Consider the following 14569-nt stretch of genomic DNA (forward strand, 5'->3'; position numbering starts at 1 on the left):
GCGTGACGGGAAGCGGCACGGCCGAGAAGAGGGGGACGATTCTCGGGCCGTGCCGGGTGCCGCGTCGGTCGTGACCGGCGCGGCGTCGGGTAGTCCGGCCGGGAGGGCGGCCGGACACCGGGTTACTGCGCGGCGGCGAGACGCTCCATCTCGGCCTGCGCCCAGGCGACGGCCTTCTCGGCGCTCTCGCCATCGACCAGCATGCGCTGCAGCGACTGCGTCACGATCTTGGCGTTGAAGATCGCGGCCGCGGTCGCCGAGGGCGGGCCGGCATGGCCGTCGACCAGGCCGTTGCGGGCCATCTCGTCGAAATTGGCGAAGGCCGGCGTGTCCTTGAACAGCGGCATGGTCTTGGTCAGTTCCGGGTAGATCGGCAGCCAGCGGCCGCCCACCGTGGCGATGATCTGCTCGTAGCGCTTCGGCTCGAAGAAGTGGTTGAGCCACGCCTTGGCATCATCCGGGCGCTTGGTGTCCTTGCTGACGAGCCAGGAGAAGGACGAGATCAGGTTGGCCGAGCGGCCCTTTTCGCCGGGGCCGGCCGGGATCGCGATCATCGCCGTGTTGGCGAGCAGCTCCTCGTCGTTCTGCGTCATCCACTGGTAGATGCTGGGCGGATTGATCGTGAAGGCGGTGCGGCCGGTCTGGTAGGCGGTGTTGTTGCCGGCGTCGTCCCAGGTCAGCGTCGAGCGCGGGATCGTGCCCTCGGCGAACATGTCGGCGATGTACTGGTAGGCGGCGACCGTCTCCGGTGAGTTCCAGGTGATGGTCTTGCCTTCCTTGTCGAACATCTCGCCGCCATAGGACAGCACGATCATCCGGGCGAAGGATTCGGCGTCGTTGGCCGAGGAGAGCGTCATGCCGAAGGCGGTGATGCCGGGATTGGCCTTGAGGATCGCCTGCGACGCCGTGCGCAAGTCGGCGAGCGTCTTCGGCACGTCCATGCCGACTTCCTTGAGCAGGTCGGTACGGGCGAACATCGGCACGATGTCCACCTCGAGCGGCAGCGCATGCGCCTTGCCGTCGTACATCACCTGCGAGACGGTGCTTTCATAGATGCCGCCCGGCACGGCGCGCATGGTGGCGAGGATATCGTCGAGCGGCAGGGTGACGCCGAGCTTGGCGTAATACTGCGCCTGCGGCCCGACCTGCATGAACACGTCCGGCGGGGCGCCCGCCTGCAGCGCGGCGGCGAGACGTTCCGTCATCGCGTTGCCGGGAACGACGACATACTCGACGTCGATGCCGCGTTCCTTGCCGAATTCGACGGCCATTTCGGTGATCAGGTCGTCGGCCTGCTGGTTGAAGGCCTGCAGGCCCCAGATCGTCAGGTCGGCCGCCTGGGCGGTGAACGGCAGCAGGGTCGCTGCCGAGACCAGCAGGGACATGGCGAGTTTCTTCATTGTCTTCCTCCTCCTCTTGTCGTTGCAGTCCGGAATCGGGCGCGCGCTATCCCTTGACGCTGCCGGCGGCGAGGCCTTCGACGATGTAGCGCTGCGCGACGATGTAGATGATCAGGATGGGAACGATGGCGATGACGGAGCTCGCCATCAGCTGGCCCCAGATGAAGGTGTCGCCCATGATCAGGCCGGTCAGGCCGGCGGTGAAGGTCTTGGTGTCGTTCGAGTGCACGAAGACCAGGGCGTAGAGGAACTCGTTCCAGGCGTGGGTGAAGGCGAACAGCGCCACCACCGCGAGGCCGGGCTTGGCGATCGGCAGCACCACCCTGAGCAGGGTCTGCAACCGCGTCGCGCCGTCGACCGTTGCCGCCTCGTCCAGCTCGCGCGGGATGGTGCGGAAATAGCCGATCAGCATCCAGGTGCAGAACGGCACCGTGAAGGTCAGATAGGCGATGACCAGGCCGGTCTTGGTGTTGATCAGGCCGAGGTTCTGCAGCACCAGGAAGAGCGGGATGAACAGCAGCGAGGGCGGCAGCAGATAGGCCATGACGATGGCCCGCGCCGTCACGCCGCGGCCCTTGAACTCCATGCGGGCGATCGGGTAGGCGGCGAGCGCCCCGACCACCGCAGAGATCAGCGTCACCGAGATCGCCACCGTGGCACTGTTCAGCACGAATTGCGGGAATTTCGAGTTGAACAGCGCGGTGTTGAAGTTCGCGAGCGTCGGACGCGCCGGCAGCAGGGTCGGCGGCACGGCGTAGATCTCGCGCGACGTCTTCAGCGCCGTGACGACGATCCAGTAGATCGGCGCCAGCGACCAGAGAAGCGCGAGGAGGACGCCGATCGTGGTGACGATACGGCCGATGATCTTCTCGGACGAGCTCTTGACCATCTCCGCCTCCTAGTTCTTCGACGCCAGCATGCGGCGGGTGAGCAGAACGATCAGCACGACGAACACCGGGATAACCGACACCAGCACCGCGGCGCCGAGGCCGAGCTGGCTCTGGGTGATGCCGTAGTCATAGGCGAGCGTCGGCAGGATGTGCGTGCGCATGGCCGGGCCGCCGCCGGTCAAGATGAACACCATGTGGAAGGAGTTGAACGTCCAGATTGCCGACAGCATCACCGTGACGAAGATGACTTCCTTCATCTGTGGCAGTGTCACCTTGAAGAAGCGCTGGATCGGGCCGGCGCCGTCGATCGCCGCCGCCTCGGTCAGGTCGCCGGGGATGGCGGTCAGCGCGGCGAGGAACATCATGGTGAAGAAGGGCAGGCCGTGCCAGACCATGGCGACGCCGATCGAGAGCATCGCGATCCTGGGGTCGGACAGCCAGTAGACCGGCTGGTCGGTGATCCCAAGCGCCATGACGAGATAGCTGAGCACGCCGGCCTGCTCGTCGAAGATCCATTTCCAGGACAGGCCCGCGATCAGGCCGGGCACCGCCCAGGGCAGGAAGACGAGCGCCCGGATCAGCCCGCGCGCCGGCATCTTCTGCGCCAAGAGCACGGCGCAGGCGAGGCCGAGCACCAGCTTCACCGCGACGACGCCGGTCGTCAGGAACAGCGAATTGGCGGCGGCGCGCTGGAAATGCGCGTCGCCGAGCAGCCGGGTGAAGTTCGCCAGCCCGACATAGGCGCCTGCCTTGCCGACCATCTGGTCGGTGAAGGAGGTGAGGATGCCGTCGACGAGGGGGTAGGCGATGAAGGCGGCGAAAACAGCCGCCGCCGGCGCCAGGAACAGATAGGCGACCAGCCAATCAGGCTTGCGGGCCGGATTGCGGCGCGGGATCGGCGGGGCCGTGAACCCCTTCGGCAGTCGCGCGGCGTCAGTGGCGGCTTGCTGCATCGATGCCCCCCGACGACCGGACATCCAGCCTTGCGGCGACGAGGCGGGCGCCTGCGGGCCCCTGGAAAGCGCGCCTCACGGCGCGGCCTCGACGGAAGACGGACTCAGGGCGTTGGTCGGCATCGGCGTTCCTCCACGGGGGGCTTGCTGCCCTTTTGCGGGCATGTTATTGCCGAGTTTATTATTTGAAACTCAGTCATTCATATAATAACCGTCGCAAAGAAGAGCGGGGCTGTCAACGTGTCCGAAGACGAGGCGGCGTCGCCGCATCGCAATCCCGCCGTCGATCGCATGATGGCGATGCTGGGCGAGCTCGAGAAAGTCCCGGCCGGGCTGACGTTGAAGGGGCTGGCCGAACGCACGGGCGTGACGCGCTCGACCGTCTATCGGATCCTGAATTCGCTCGAGGCGCACGGCATGGTGCGCCAGGTCGACGGCGCCCGCTTCGTGCTCGGCGCCCGGCTGCTGTCGCTGGCGAGTGGGGTGATCGCGCCGCCCATCGGCCGGATCGTCGCCGAACGGGCGCAGCCGCATCTCGACCGCCTGGCGACCACGCTCGGCGAGAGCAGCAAGGTGTCGGTCTATGATCGCGGCTTCGTGCTGGTGGTGGCGGCCGCGAGCGGCCACAACGCCTACGCCCTCCATGCCGCCGTCGGCCAGCACCTGCCGATCCATGCCGGCGCCGGCAGCAAGGTCCTGCTCGCCAGCCTTCCGCCGGACGAGGTCGACCGGGTGCTGGCGGGCGAACTCAAGCGCTTCACGGACCTGACCTTCGTCGATGCGGCGGCGCTGCGGGCCGAGATCGAGCTGGTCAGGACGCGCGGCTGGTCGCGCGACGGCGGCGAGTTCGCCGTGTCGGTCAATGCCTATGGCGCGCCGATCATCGACGCCTCGGGCGCGGTGGTGGCGGCGCTCAGCGTGCCCTTCTTGGCCGGCCGCGACGCCGCCTATGAGGAGCAGGTGCGGATCGTCACCGTCACCACCGCGCTGGCGATCGGCGGCGACCTGCCCTGAACCGGGGATCGGCCGCCGCGACCGGGTGATCGCGGCGGCGGACGGGTCGATCATGTCTTGAGCGGGTTCAGCTTGCGCCAGGCCTGGTATTCCTCCTGCGCATCGGCATGCAGCGGGTAGTAGCGCTGCAGCGCGCCGCCCTCGAGCAGCTTGATCTTGGAGAATTCCTCCCACTCGTGGTGTTCGGAGGCGATGGCGATCACCTCCGCCGCCAGCGCCGCCGGCAGCACCACGGCGCCGTCGTCGTCGGCGACGATGATGTCGCCGGGGATCACCGTCACGCCGCCGCAGGCGATCGGGATGTTGTAGTCCATCGGCATCAGCCCGGTCTGGGTGTGGAAGTTCGGCGTCAGGCCGCGGATCCACATCGGCATGTCGAGCTCGATCTGGCCGGGATAGTCGCGGATGCAGCCGTCGATGACGAGGCCGGCGCCGCCACGACCCTTGAAGTAGGTCATCATCATCTCGCCGAACACGCCGGCGGTCATGTCACCGCGCGAGTCGACCACGACCACGTCGCCGGGCTGGGTCTTGTAGAGCACGTGCCGGTGCAGCTGCTTCTCCGGATCGGCGTATTCGCCCTCACCGTAGAGATCCTCGCGCTTCGGCATGAACTGCAGCGTCAGCGCCGGGCCGACCATCACGCGGCCCTTGTGCCAGCTGACCGGGCCCTGGATGTGCGGGTTGCGGATGCCCATGTGGCCGAGCGTGCCGGCGACCGTCGCGGCGCCGATCTTCTTCAGCGCCTCGATCTGTTCCTTGGGCGGGCGCTTGATGTCCTTGAAGTCCTGGTTCGTCGTCATGGTGGTCTCCTCGTCTGGCGGACACGGCCGCCGTCAATGCAAGTCGATCTGTTGCCCCGCGCCGTCAGGCGTAGGGAGTCTCGCCGAAATAGCTGGAGCCCTTCTTGAGATGCGCCTTGGCGACATCCTCGTTGAGGGTCAGGCCGTGGCCGGGCTTGTTGTTCAAGGGGATGAAGCCGTCGACCAGCGGGTTGCCGCCCTCGACCAGGTCGCCCCACCAGGGCACGTCGTGGGCGTGGTATTCCATCACCAGGTAGTTGTTGATCGCGGCGCAGACATGGGCGCAGGCGACCGTGCCGATCGGGCTGGCGACGTTATGGGGCGCCATGGCGATGTAGTACATGTCGGCGTGGTCGGCGACCTTCTTGAACTCCGACAGGCCGCCCATCTTCGGGATGTCGGGCGAGATGATGCGGGCCGCCTGCTTCTCGATCAGGTCGCGATAGCCCCATTTGGTGTAGAGGCTCTCGCCCGTCAGGATCGGCGTCTTGGTCGAACGCGTCACCTGCACGAGCGCGTCGATGTTGTGCGGCGGCGTCGGGTCCTCGAGCCAGACGAGGTCGAGCGGTTCCAGCCGCTGTGCCAGCTTGATCGCGTCGTTGACGCCGAACTTCCAGTGCGCGTCCATCGCCACCATGATCTCGGGGCCGACGGCCTCGCGCACGGCGGTCGCGACGCTGACCATCCAGTCGAGCTCCTGCGAGCCGATGACGCGGTTGTAGGGCTCGACCCACTGCCGGCTCGGATAATCGTCGTCGGTGACGTCGAGCGTGTAGGGGTTCTCGTTGTCGAGGTCGAACTTGATCGCGGTGAAGCCGGCGGCGACGACTTCCTTGGCGCGGCGGGCATATTCGGCCGGGTCATGCGTCTCGCCTTCGTGGCAATCGGCATAGATGCGGACCTTCTCGCGGAAGCGGCCGCCGAAGAAGGTCGAGATCGGCAGCTGGTGGGCGCGGCCCATCAGGTCCCAGAGCGCGATCTCGATGCCGGACATCGCCGTCACCGTCGTGCCGCCCTGCGCACCTTCGCCGGAGAGCACGCGCTCGATGATGAACATCAGCTTGCCGATATTGGTCGGGTCCTGGCCGATGATGTAGGGCGCGGCGCGGTGCACCAGCTCGGCGACGCCGGCGCCCCAATAGGCCTCGCCGAGGCCGGTGACGCCCGTGTCGGTCTCAATTCGCACCAGCACCCAGGGGAAGTTTCCGTCGATGACGGCGGTGCGCACGCTCGTGATTTTCATTCCGGTAGCTTTCTGGAGGTGAAGTTGGGCGGGTGGGTCTCAGGCAGCCGGCAGCGCCTTCTCGGTGGCGCCGTCGAAGAGGTGGATCCGCTCCTGGTCGAACTCGATCCAGACCTTCTGGTCCGGCTCGACGACGAAGCTCGGATCGAGGCTGACGATCACGACGGCATCGCCCAGGAACACCTGGACGAAGGTGATGTCGCCGGTCGGTTCGACCGTGTAGACGACGCCGGGAACCGCGCCCGGCGTTTCGGCCTGGTGGAGCCGGACGGTGCTGTGGCGGGCGCCGAGCACCACCTTGCTGGTGGTCGAGCCGAGCGCCTTGCGGGCATTCTGCGGCGACAGCGGCATTTCCCAGCCCTCGGGGCTGCGCAGCGCCACGTCGGAGCCGTGCGTGACGGCCTCGAGCGGGATCAGGCTCATGGCCGGGCTGCCGACGAAGCTCGCGACGAACATGTTGGCCGGATTGCCGAAGACATTCTTCGGCGAGTCGTATTGCTGCAGGAAGCCGCCATTCATCACCGCCATCTTGTCGGCCATGGTGACGGCCTCGAGCTGGTCGTGGGTGACGTAGATGACCGTCGCCTGCAGGTCCTGGTGGAAGCGCTTCAGCTCCGTGCGCATCTGCACGCGCAATTTGGCGTCGAGGTTGGAGAGCGGCTCGTCCATCAGGAACACGCGCGGATCGCGCACCAGGGCGCGGCCGAGCGCGACGCGCTGCTGCTGGCCGCCGGAAAGCTCGCGCGGCTTGCGCTCCAGCAGGTGGACGATGTCGAGCACCTTGGCGGCCGACATCACCTTGCGCTCGATCTCCGCCTTGGACAGCTTTCGCATCTGCAGCGGGAAGGCGAGGTTCTTGAACACCGACTTGTTCGGGTAGAGCGCGTAGTTCTGGAACACCATGGCGATGTCCCGGTCCTTCGGGTCGAGGTCGTTGACCAGCCGGCCGCCGATATGGATCTCGCCGCCGGTGATCTCGTTCAACCCCGCGACAAGGCTGAGGGTCGTGGTCTTGCCGCAGCCCGACGGCCCGACGAGGGCGACGAACTCGCCGTCGGCGACGGTCAGCGACACGTGGTTGACGGCGTAGACATTGCCGTAGGACTTGACGACTTCGTTGAGGACGACTTCGGCCATCGGATATTCCTTTCGGTGCTTCAGGGAAGGGCGGTCAGGACTTGACCGCACCTTCGGTGAGCGCACGGACAAAGTATTTCTGCAGCACCAGGAACAGCACGACGACGGGCACGCTCATGATGAAGGACGCCGCCATCAGGCCGGGCCAGTCGGTGGCGTATTCGGCGAAGAAGCGCTGCAGGCCGACCGGAAGCGTCAGCATCTCCTTCGAGTTCAGGAAGGTCAGCGCATAGACGTACTCGTTCCACGCCATGATGAAGGCGTAGATCGCGGTGGCGATGATGCCGGGCGAGGACAGCGGCATGACGATGTGGAAGAACGCCTGGAAGCGGGTGGCGCCGTCGATCCGCGCCGCCTGTTCGAGCTGCGGCGGGATGTTGTCGTAGAAGCCCTTGAGCAGCCAGATCGACAGCGGCAGGCCGAAGGTCAGGTAGGTCAGGATCAGCGATCCATGCGTGTTGACCAGGCCGAGCCACTTCATCATCAGGAACAGCGGCATCAGGAACACGACCGCCGGGAACATGTTGCGCAGCAGGACCGAGAAGAACAGTGCCTGCCGACCCGGGAAGCGGAAGCGCGAGAAGGCATAGGCCGCCGGCACCGCCACGACGACGCCGAGGACCGTCGACAGGATCGAGACGTAGAGGCTGTTCCAGAAATACTGCAGGAACTCGTGGCCGATGGCGTTGTTCGGCGACAGGAGCCGCAGGTAGTTCTCGAAGGTGACTTCCTCGGGCCACCATTGCGGCGGGTATTGCAGCGCGGCGAGCTGCGTCTTCAGCGAGGTGATGACCATCCAGGCCATCGGCAGCGCCGTGAAGATCAGGAGGAAGGCGAGGATGCCGCGTCCGGCCCAGCGCCACCAGTCGATCGGTTTCCGGGTACGCACGGGGGTGGCGGGCATGGGGGCGGGCTTGCTTGCGGTCTGCGTGCTCATTCGGATTTCGCCTCGTCGCCACGCGTCAGCGCCTTCACGTAGAAGTAGCCGAGCAACATCATCACGATGAACAGGATCACGGAGTAGGCGGACGCCAGGCCGAAGCGGATGCGCCCGAACGCGAGCTGGTAGATCTGGGTGATCCAGATGTCGGTGGCGCCGGCCGGGCCGCCGCCGGTCATGATCCAGGGAATGATGAACGAGTTCAGGTTGGTCACGACCAGAAGCAGGATCGTCACCATCGAGACGCCCTTCAGGTGCGGCATGGTCACGTGCCAGAAGCGCTGCCAGGCATTGGCACCATCCACCTGCGCCGCGCGCAAGAGCTGGTCCGGCACGGTCTGCAGGCCGGCGAGCAGCATGATCATCGCGAAGGAGAATTCCTTCCAGATGTTGACGACGATGATCGCCGGCAGGGCGGTGTAGATGTTGTCGAGGAAGTTGATCGGCCGGTCGGTGAAGCCGAACTGCACCGAGAGCGCGCCGATGACGCCGAAGTCGGAGTGGTAGAGCCACTTCCAGACATAGGAGGCGGCGACGGCGCTGATCACATAGGGCACCAGCAGCACGGCGCGCAGCACGCCGCGGCCGACGAATTCGCGGTTCAGCGCCAGCGCGGCGCCGAGGCCGAGCACATAGGCGAAGAACGTCGAGAAGATCGTCCAGATCAGCGTGTTGTAGGTGACGTCCCGAAAGCTCTTCGAGGTCAGGATCGTCCAGTAATTGTCGAGCCCGACGAAGATCTTCTGGTCCATCGCCAGATTGGCGGGCGTTTTGAAGAAGCTCAGCTCGACCGTGTAATAGATCGGATAGGCGATCACGAGCGCCATGACGATCAGGGCGGGCGCGATATAGGCGTAGTCGTTGCGGTTCTGCACGATGCGCCGGAGCAGGCCGGGCCTCCGGCGGCGGGACGAAGCAGGCACGGCTCCGCCTTGATGAGCGACGTCAATCGTCATCCGGATCTTCCTCTCGGGGGGATGGGGATCGGCCGCCGCGCCGGCGGCCGATCGGCATTTCAGCGACGGCGACTACATGCCGTCGAGCAGCTCCTGGACCTTCTGCGCCGCGTCATCGGCGGCCTGGTCGACGGTCATCTTGCCGGTCAGCGCGTTCTGCAGCATGTCCGGGACGATGATGTTCATGATCTCCGCCTGCTCGGGGATGACCGGGAAGGGGATGCCGCTCGGCAGCATCGAAGTCGTCACGTCGAGGAACTTGATCGTGTCGAGCCGTTCCTTCATCCACTTGGTGGTGAAGCCGTCGAGGTGGCCGGGATTGGAACCGACCCAGGCGAGCTTGGTCGACCATTCCGGACCGGTCGAGAAGCAGATGAAGGCGCGCGCGGCGTCGACATCGAGGCCGCCTTCGACTAGGTCCGGCGCGAACATATGGACGTTCGAGCCTCCGAACACGACCGCGCGGCGGGCCGGGCCTTCCGGCAGCAGGCCGTAGCGCATGTTCGAGACCACCGCTTCGGCCGCCGCCTTGTCGGCGCCCGTCGCCTTGCTGGCGAGATCGACCATCTTCGCGTATTCCGCCGGGTGGGCGATCATCATCGCCAGCTGGCCGGCGATGAACGGGTTCTGGTTCTCGTTCTGGGTGTTGGTCAGCGCCGAGGCCGGGACCGACTTGTCGCGGACATACATGTCATAGGCGGCCTGCAGCGCGGCCTTGGAGCCGGCATTGTTGAGTTCCACCGTCTTGTAGGTCGGCTCGGCCGAGGTCTCGTCGAGGGCGCCGCCGCCATAAGCCCAGAGCTGCGGCATGAAGCGGAACGGCGTGTTGCCGGCGTTCTGGCGCGCCACCAGGCCATAGCCGTTGACGCCGAGCTTGTCCTTGATCTGCTTCGAATACTTGACGACGTCATCCCAGGTCGCAGGCGGCTTTTCCGGATCCAGTCCCGCGTCGGCGAAGATCTTGGCATTCCAGATGAAACCCATGGTCTCGTTGTTGGTCGGGATGCCGTAGGTCTTGCCATCATAGGTGACGGACTTCATCGCGCCGGGCCAGAAATCATTGGTCTCGTAGCCGACATCCTCGGGCTTCAGCTCGCTGAGCTGGCCCTTGGCGGCGAATTCGACGCCCCAGAGGATCGGGAACTTGGCGACCATCGGCGCGGCATTGCCGAGCGCCGCCGTGCGCACCTTGTTGAGCATGTCGTTGTAGTCGAGGCTCTGCGCGTTGGTCTCGATGTTCGGGTAGGCCTTCTTCCAGGCCGCCCAGAACTCCGCGTCCATCTTGTGGTCGATCTCGGGCTGGGCCTGGGTTGGGCCGACCCACCAATAGGTCAGGCGGCCCTTGTAGTCGTTCGGGACGACCTTGCCGCATTCCGCCGCCGTGTCGAACTCCGCCGTGCCGGCGATCGACTTGACGTAGTCGGGCGACCATTTCGAGAGATCGACATTGGCGGCGAAGCCCGCGCCGGGACTGGCGATGAACGTCGTCGCCAGCAGCGCCGCGGCCGAGCGGCTCAGGAATTTCCGGGCATGCAGGCATGCGGACGCATTCTTGCGGTGAAGCAAGTCGGGCATCGAGAAACCTCCCTGTGAAATGTCCCGGTGCGCGGATCTTTCTTCGATCTCTTCCCGAAACTAGGGGGACGCTAACGTTGTTCTTCGAGCCCTGTCAACACCCCTTGGCCGCAACGCATTGCGGCTGAAGTTATGTTGTTAGGTTCGCACTTGCAGCATTTTCATGGGCGATGCCGGCGCTGCCGCAACGGCACGGAAAGCCCTCTCGCAGGCGTCAGGAGCGCGGTATCTTGCGGCCGATTTCCTGTGCCGCCGCCTTCAGCGACTGGCGCATGCGGATGCGGAAAGCCTCGTCCCGTTCGGCGAGGAAGGGCACGCTGAGGGCGCCGAGAAAACGACCGCCGGCTTCGAACACCGGCACGGCGATGGCGTGCACGCGGGCATTGTGCTCGCCGTGGTCATTCGCGAATCCAAGCTTGCGGACGCGCGCCAGTTCGCCGGCGAGGCGATGCGGATCGGCGATGGTGCGCGGCGTGTAGCGGATGAACGGCGCCTCCAGGAGATGGGCCAGTTCCTCCGCCGGCATGTGCGCCATGATCACCTTGCTGGCGGCGCCGGCATGCAGCGGATAGCGCGAGGCGAGCGCGGGCGCGAAGGTGGAATTGGGGACGCCGATCGTCGAGGCGATCACGTTGGCCTGGTCGCCGTCGCGGACCGAAAGCTTGAGCGGTTCGCCGCTCGCGTCGCTCAGTCTCTGCATCACCAAAGTGGCGATCTGCGCGAGGTCGGCGCTTTGCGGCTCCGTGCGGACATGCGCCGCGAGCGAGACCAGCCGGTGGCCGAGCACGTAGCTGCCGTCGAAGGTGCGGCGCACGACCTTGCGCGCCAGCAGCGAGTTCAGGATCCGGTAGACCGTGCTGCGCGGAACCGCGAGCGCCTCGACCAGCGCCGGCGCGGCGAGGCCGTCGGGGGCGCGCTCCAGCGCGTCGAGCAGATCGAAGGTCCTGTCTATGACCGGAACGCCGTTCCGGGTCCGCGCCTCTGCCATCGCCATAGTCCTCCCGTGCTAGCGATAGCACCCCGCGGCACGGCGATGAAGTTCATATTTGGGACGGGGCCTCATACCTCAGGCGAGCGTCGAGAGCGTTGGAAGCAGGCTCTGCCAGGGCGGATTGCCAACCGGCCCGGTCGACGCGCGGCGCACGATTTCGGCGGCGAGCGCGACCCGCACCGGGGCGCGCGCGCGGTTTTCCGGCAGCGCCAGCCGGTCGGCGATGCAGCGGACCATGGCGGCGCCCATCTCCACCTGCGGCGTCCGCACCGTGGTCAGGTGTGGCGAGATCTGGGTGGCGCAGGCGAAGTCGTTGTAGCCGACCACCGAGACGTCCTCGGGAATGCGCAGCCCCATCCGGAGCAGTTCGGACACCGCGCTGACCGCGATGCCGTCATGCGCGCAGAACAGCGCGGTCGGCGCGCCGCCATTCTTGAGATAGGCGAGGAAGGGGCGCCGGAAGCCGCCGGCCTCGTCATAGACGATGTCCTCGACCACCGCGCCGGGGGTCTCGAGCATGCCGTCTTTGAAGCCGCGGAACCGCTCGATCCGGCCGAGCGGCACGTTCGAGCCGTGGATATAGGCGACGTGGCGGTGCCCCAATCCCGTCAGCATGCGGGCGACGGCGACGCCGTTTTCCCAGTCCGCGCCGACGACATGATCGAAGCGCACCAACGGTTCGACATAGCTGGCGCAGACCACCGGCACGCCGCTGCGGGCGGCGATGTCGGTGACGTCGGAAGGGCGCGGCACGGCCAGGATCAGGCCGACGACGGACGGGTCGAGATTGGCGGCGTTGCTCAGGTAGCGTGCCTGCCGTGGCACGACCGAATAGCCGAGCCGCTCGGCCTCCATCTCGGCGCCCTGCATCATGTTGAACCAGAGCTCGCTCGAGACCGGATCGGCCTCGCTGCGGACGAACAGGATCTGTCCGACGGGGTGGCCCGTCTCGGCGTGGACGCGGTAGCCCATCGCGCGTGCCGCCTGCAGAACCCGGCTTCGGGTCGACTCCGCCACCCCCGGTTTTCCCGACAGCGCGCGGGAGACCGAGAACTTCGACAGGCCGAGGCGATCCGCCAGATCCTGAATCGTCACGCGCGTTGATGCCATTGCAGCTCCGTTCACCTGTTGCGTGCGGCCTTTGACTATGGCGGTGCCGCGGAGTCAATCGGCGGGTAGAAATTTTGCAAAACATGTTGCGCTATTTGTTTGGTGATAATAGCAATAAAAATAACAACAAACAAACGCCGGTAAGGAGGATTCGAGATGGCCGCGTTGGACCAAGCCCCCATTGAGACGATCGCCAACAATGTGCGTATGAGTTCGCATCCGAGCGCGCTCAGGATCACCGACATCCGTGTCGCCACGGTCGTCGGCCATGGCTACTATCCGATCGTCAGGATCGACACGAACCAGGGCATCTACGGCCTCGGCGAGGTGCGCGACGGCGCCAATGCCGATACCGCGCTCCGGCTGAAGCATCTGCTGATTGGCCAGAACCCCTGCAACGTCGAGTACCTGTTCAAGTCGATCAAGAGCTATGGCGGCGACAGCCGCGAGGCGGGCGGCGTCTGCGGCATCGAGATCGCGCTGATGGACTTGGTCGGCAAGGCCTATGGCGTGCCGTGCTACCAGCTGCTCGGCGGCAAGTTCCGCGATCGCGTCCGCATCTATGGCGACACGCCGGCGCCGCGGTCGCCGACGCCGGAGGCCTATGCCGAGGTGGTGAAGCAGCGCGCCGCGCTCGGGCTCACCTTCATCAAGTTCGACCTGCCGGGCCGGCTGTTCGAGGCGACGCCCGGCGCGCTCGTCGGCTCGAAGACCCAGTTCGAGTATCCGCAGTATAACCAGTGGTACGTGCCGGGCCGTGGTCCGGGCGCGCGCATCAGCGAGCGCGGCGTCGAGCTGGCGGCCGAGGTGGCGGCAGCGGTGCGCGACGCCGTCGGCGACGAGATCTCGCTCTGCACCGACCATTTCGGCGAGGGCTTCGTCACCGCCGACGAGGCGATCCGGATCGGCCATGCGCTCGAGCCCTACAATCTCGCCTGGGTCGAGGATCCGCTGCCCTGGACGGACATTGCCAACCACAAGAAGGTCGCCGACGCGCTGCTGACCCCGGTCGCGGCCGGCGAGGATCTCTATCTCTGGGAAGGCTTCCGCGAGGCGATCGAGACGCGCGCCTTCGACATCATCCATCCCGACATGCTGAGCTCAGGCGGCCTGACCGAGACCAAGAAGATCGCCGACCATGCCGAGCGCTACGGCATCCCGACGGCCCTGCATGCCTGCTGCACGCCGATCGGCTTCATGGCCAACGTGCATCTCGGCGCGTCGATCGCCAGCCTCGTCGCCGTCGAACATCACGGCCTCGACCAGGATTACTGGCCGAATCTCGTGACCGGCCTCGACGCCGACTACATGTCGGGCGGCTATGTCACCGTTCCGGATGCGCCGGGCCTCGGCGTCGACCTGAACGAGGAAGTGATCCGCGAGCATCTGCGCGAGGGCGCCAGCTATTTCGCCGACACCTCGGAGTGGAACCGCCTGCGCGTCGGCTTCGACCGCGTCCCGCACGACTGATCCGACGCGACTTCATCGGCCATCCTGATTGTTTGGCGCCCGCTCGTCCCGTTTGCGAGCGGAGCGGGCGCCGGTTCGCGTGAAGAA

The 14569-nt window shown here is 66.1% G+C and carries 13 protein-coding genes; 2 read left to right on the plus strand and 11 right to left on the minus strand.

Translation table 11 applies throughout. The features are described from left to right. Positions 1-122: 122 nt before the first annotated feature. Genes G539_RS0108305 through G539_RS0108315 form a run of 3 tightly spaced genes read right to left on the minus strand, consistent with a single transcriptional unit; the run spans position 123 to position 3243 of the window. Positions 123-1400: an ABC transporter substrate-binding protein gene (locus G539_RS0108305; RefSeq protein ID WP_029074779.1), complete on the minus strand. Its 1278-nt coding sequence runs from the start codon at positions 1398-1400 to the stop codon at positions 123-125. 46 nt (positions 1401-1446) lie between these two features. Beyond that, complete coding sequence (locus tag G539_RS0108310) at positions 1447-2289, minus strand: carbohydrate ABC transporter permease (protein WP_029074780.1); 843 nt, start codon at positions 2287-2289, stop codon at positions 1447-1449. A gap of 9 nt (positions 2290-2298) precedes the next feature. Beyond that, on the minus strand, positions 2299-3243 hold the full coding sequence (locus G539_RS0108315) for a carbohydrate ABC transporter permease (RefSeq protein ID WP_051231205.1): 945 nt from the start codon (positions 3241-3243) through the stop codon (positions 2299-2301). 240 nt (positions 3244-3483) lie between these two features. Between G539_RS0108315 and G539_RS0108320 the strand changes: the two genes are divergently transcribed. Then, complete coding sequence (locus G539_RS0108320) at positions 3484-4257, plus strand: IclR family transcriptional regulator (protein WP_029074782.1); 774 nt, start codon at positions 3484-3486, stop codon at positions 4255-4257. Between the two features lie 50 nt (positions 4258-4307). On the opposite strand, the gene G539_RS0108325 is transcribed toward G539_RS0108320, so the two are convergent. The 8 genes from G539_RS0108325 to G539_RS0108360 form a co-directional block, all read right to left on the minus strand. Continuing rightward, positions 4308-5060, minus strand: a complete 753-nt coding sequence (locus G539_RS0108325) for a ribonuclease activity regulator RraA (RefSeq protein ID WP_029074783.1) — start codon at positions 5058-5060, stop codon at positions 4308-4310. Between the two features lie 64 nt (positions 5061-5124). Next, positions 5125-6303 (minus strand): mandelate racemase/muconate lactonizing enzyme family protein, encoded by a 1179-nt coding sequence (locus tag G539_RS0108330; RefSeq protein ID WP_029074784.1) that lies wholly within the window; start codon positions 6301-6303, stop codon positions 5125-5127. A 39-nt stretch (positions 6304-6342) separates the two neighbouring features. Continuing rightward, positions 6343-7440 carry an ABC transporter ATP-binding protein gene (locus G539_RS0108335; protein ID WP_029074785.1) on the minus strand — a complete coding sequence of 366 codons (1098 nt, stop codon included), beginning with the start codon at positions 7438-7440 and terminating at the stop codon, positions 6343-6345. 34 nt (positions 7441-7474) lie between these two features. Continuing rightward, on the minus strand, positions 7475-8344 hold the full coding sequence (locus G539_RS0108340; RefSeq protein ID WP_156911915.1) for a carbohydrate ABC transporter permease: 870 nt from the start codon (positions 8342-8344) through the stop codon (positions 7475-7477). A 29-nt stretch (positions 8345-8373) separates the two neighbouring features. Continuing rightward, positions 8374-9336, minus strand: coding sequence for a carbohydrate ABC transporter permease (locus tag G539_RS0108345; protein WP_084639881.1), 963 nt, complete (start codon positions 9334-9336; stop codon positions 8374-8376). Between the two features lie 72 nt (positions 9337-9408). Then, a complete protein-coding gene (locus G539_RS0108350; protein WP_425402348.1) occupies positions 9409-10833 on the minus strand; it encodes an extracellular solute-binding protein in 1425 nt (474 codons plus the stop codon). Between the two features lie 292 nt (positions 10834-11125). After that, positions 11126-11899 carry an IclR family transcriptional regulator gene (locus G539_RS0108355; RefSeq protein WP_029074789.1) on the minus strand — a complete coding sequence of 258 codons (774 nt, stop codon included), beginning with the start codon at positions 11897-11899 and terminating at the stop codon, positions 11126-11128. Between the two features lie 78 nt (positions 11900-11977). Beyond that, entirely contained in the window at positions 11978-13012 is a 1035-nt protein-coding gene (locus G539_RS0108360; RefSeq protein WP_084639882.1) for a LacI family DNA-binding transcriptional regulator, read from the minus strand. Between the two features lie 156 nt (positions 13013-13168). Between G539_RS0108360 and G539_RS24160 the strand changes: the two genes are divergently transcribed. Then, positions 13169-14482, plus strand: a complete 1314-nt coding sequence (locus tag G539_RS24160) for a mandelate racemase/muconate lactonizing enzyme family protein (RefSeq protein WP_245576832.1) — start codon at positions 13169-13171, stop codon at positions 14480-14482. The last annotated feature ends 87 nt before the right edge of the window (positions 14483-14569 follow it).

The organism is Kaistia adipata DSM 17808 (genome assembly GCF_000423225.1).
Taxonomy (GTDB): Bacteria; Pseudomonadota; Alphaproteobacteria; order Rhizobiales; family Kaistiaceae; genus Kaistia; species Kaistia adipata.

Coding starts and splice junctions, on each gene's coding strand:
- G539_RS0108305 (WP_029074779.1), bottom strand. CDS start 1,400: ATGAAGAAACTCGCCATGTCCCTGCTGGTCTCGGCAGCGACCCTGCTG.
- G539_RS0108310 (WP_029074780.1), bottom strand. CDS start 2,289: ATGGTCAAGAGCTCGTCCGAGAAGATCATCGGCCGTATCGTCACCACG.
- G539_RS0108315 (WP_051231205.1), bottom strand. CDS start 3,243: ATGCAGCAAGCCGCCACTGACGCCGCGCGACTGCCGAAGGGGTTCACG.
- G539_RS0108325 (WP_029074783.1), bottom strand. CDS start 5,060: ATGACGACGAACCAGGACTTCAAGGACATCAAGCGCCCGCCCAAGGAA.
- G539_RS0108330 (WP_029074784.1), bottom strand. CDS start 6,303: ATGAAAATCACGAGCGTGCGCACCGCCGTCATCGACGGAAACTTCCCC.
- G539_RS0108335 (WP_029074785.1), bottom strand. CDS start 7,440: ATGGCCGAAGTCGTCCTCAACGAAGTCGTCAAGTCCTACGGCAATGTC.
- G539_RS0108340 (WP_156911915.1), bottom strand. CDS start 8,344: ATGCCCGCCACCCCCGTGCGTACCCGGAAACCGATCGACTGGTGGCGC.
- G539_RS0108345 (WP_084639881.1), bottom strand. CDS start 9,336: ATGACGATTGACGTCGCTCATCAAGGCGGAGCCGTGCCTGCTTCGTCC.
- G539_RS0108355 (WP_029074789.1), bottom strand. CDS start 11,899: ATGGCAGAGGCGCGGACCCGGAACGGCGTTCCGGTCATAGACAGGACC.
- G539_RS0108360 (WP_084639882.1), bottom strand. CDS start 13,012: ATGGCATCAACGCGCGTGACGATTCAGGATCTGGCGGATCGCCTCGGC.
- G539_RS24160 (WP_245576832.1), top strand. CDS start 13,169: ATGGCCGCGTTGGACCAAGCCCCCATTGAGACGATCGCCAACAATGTG.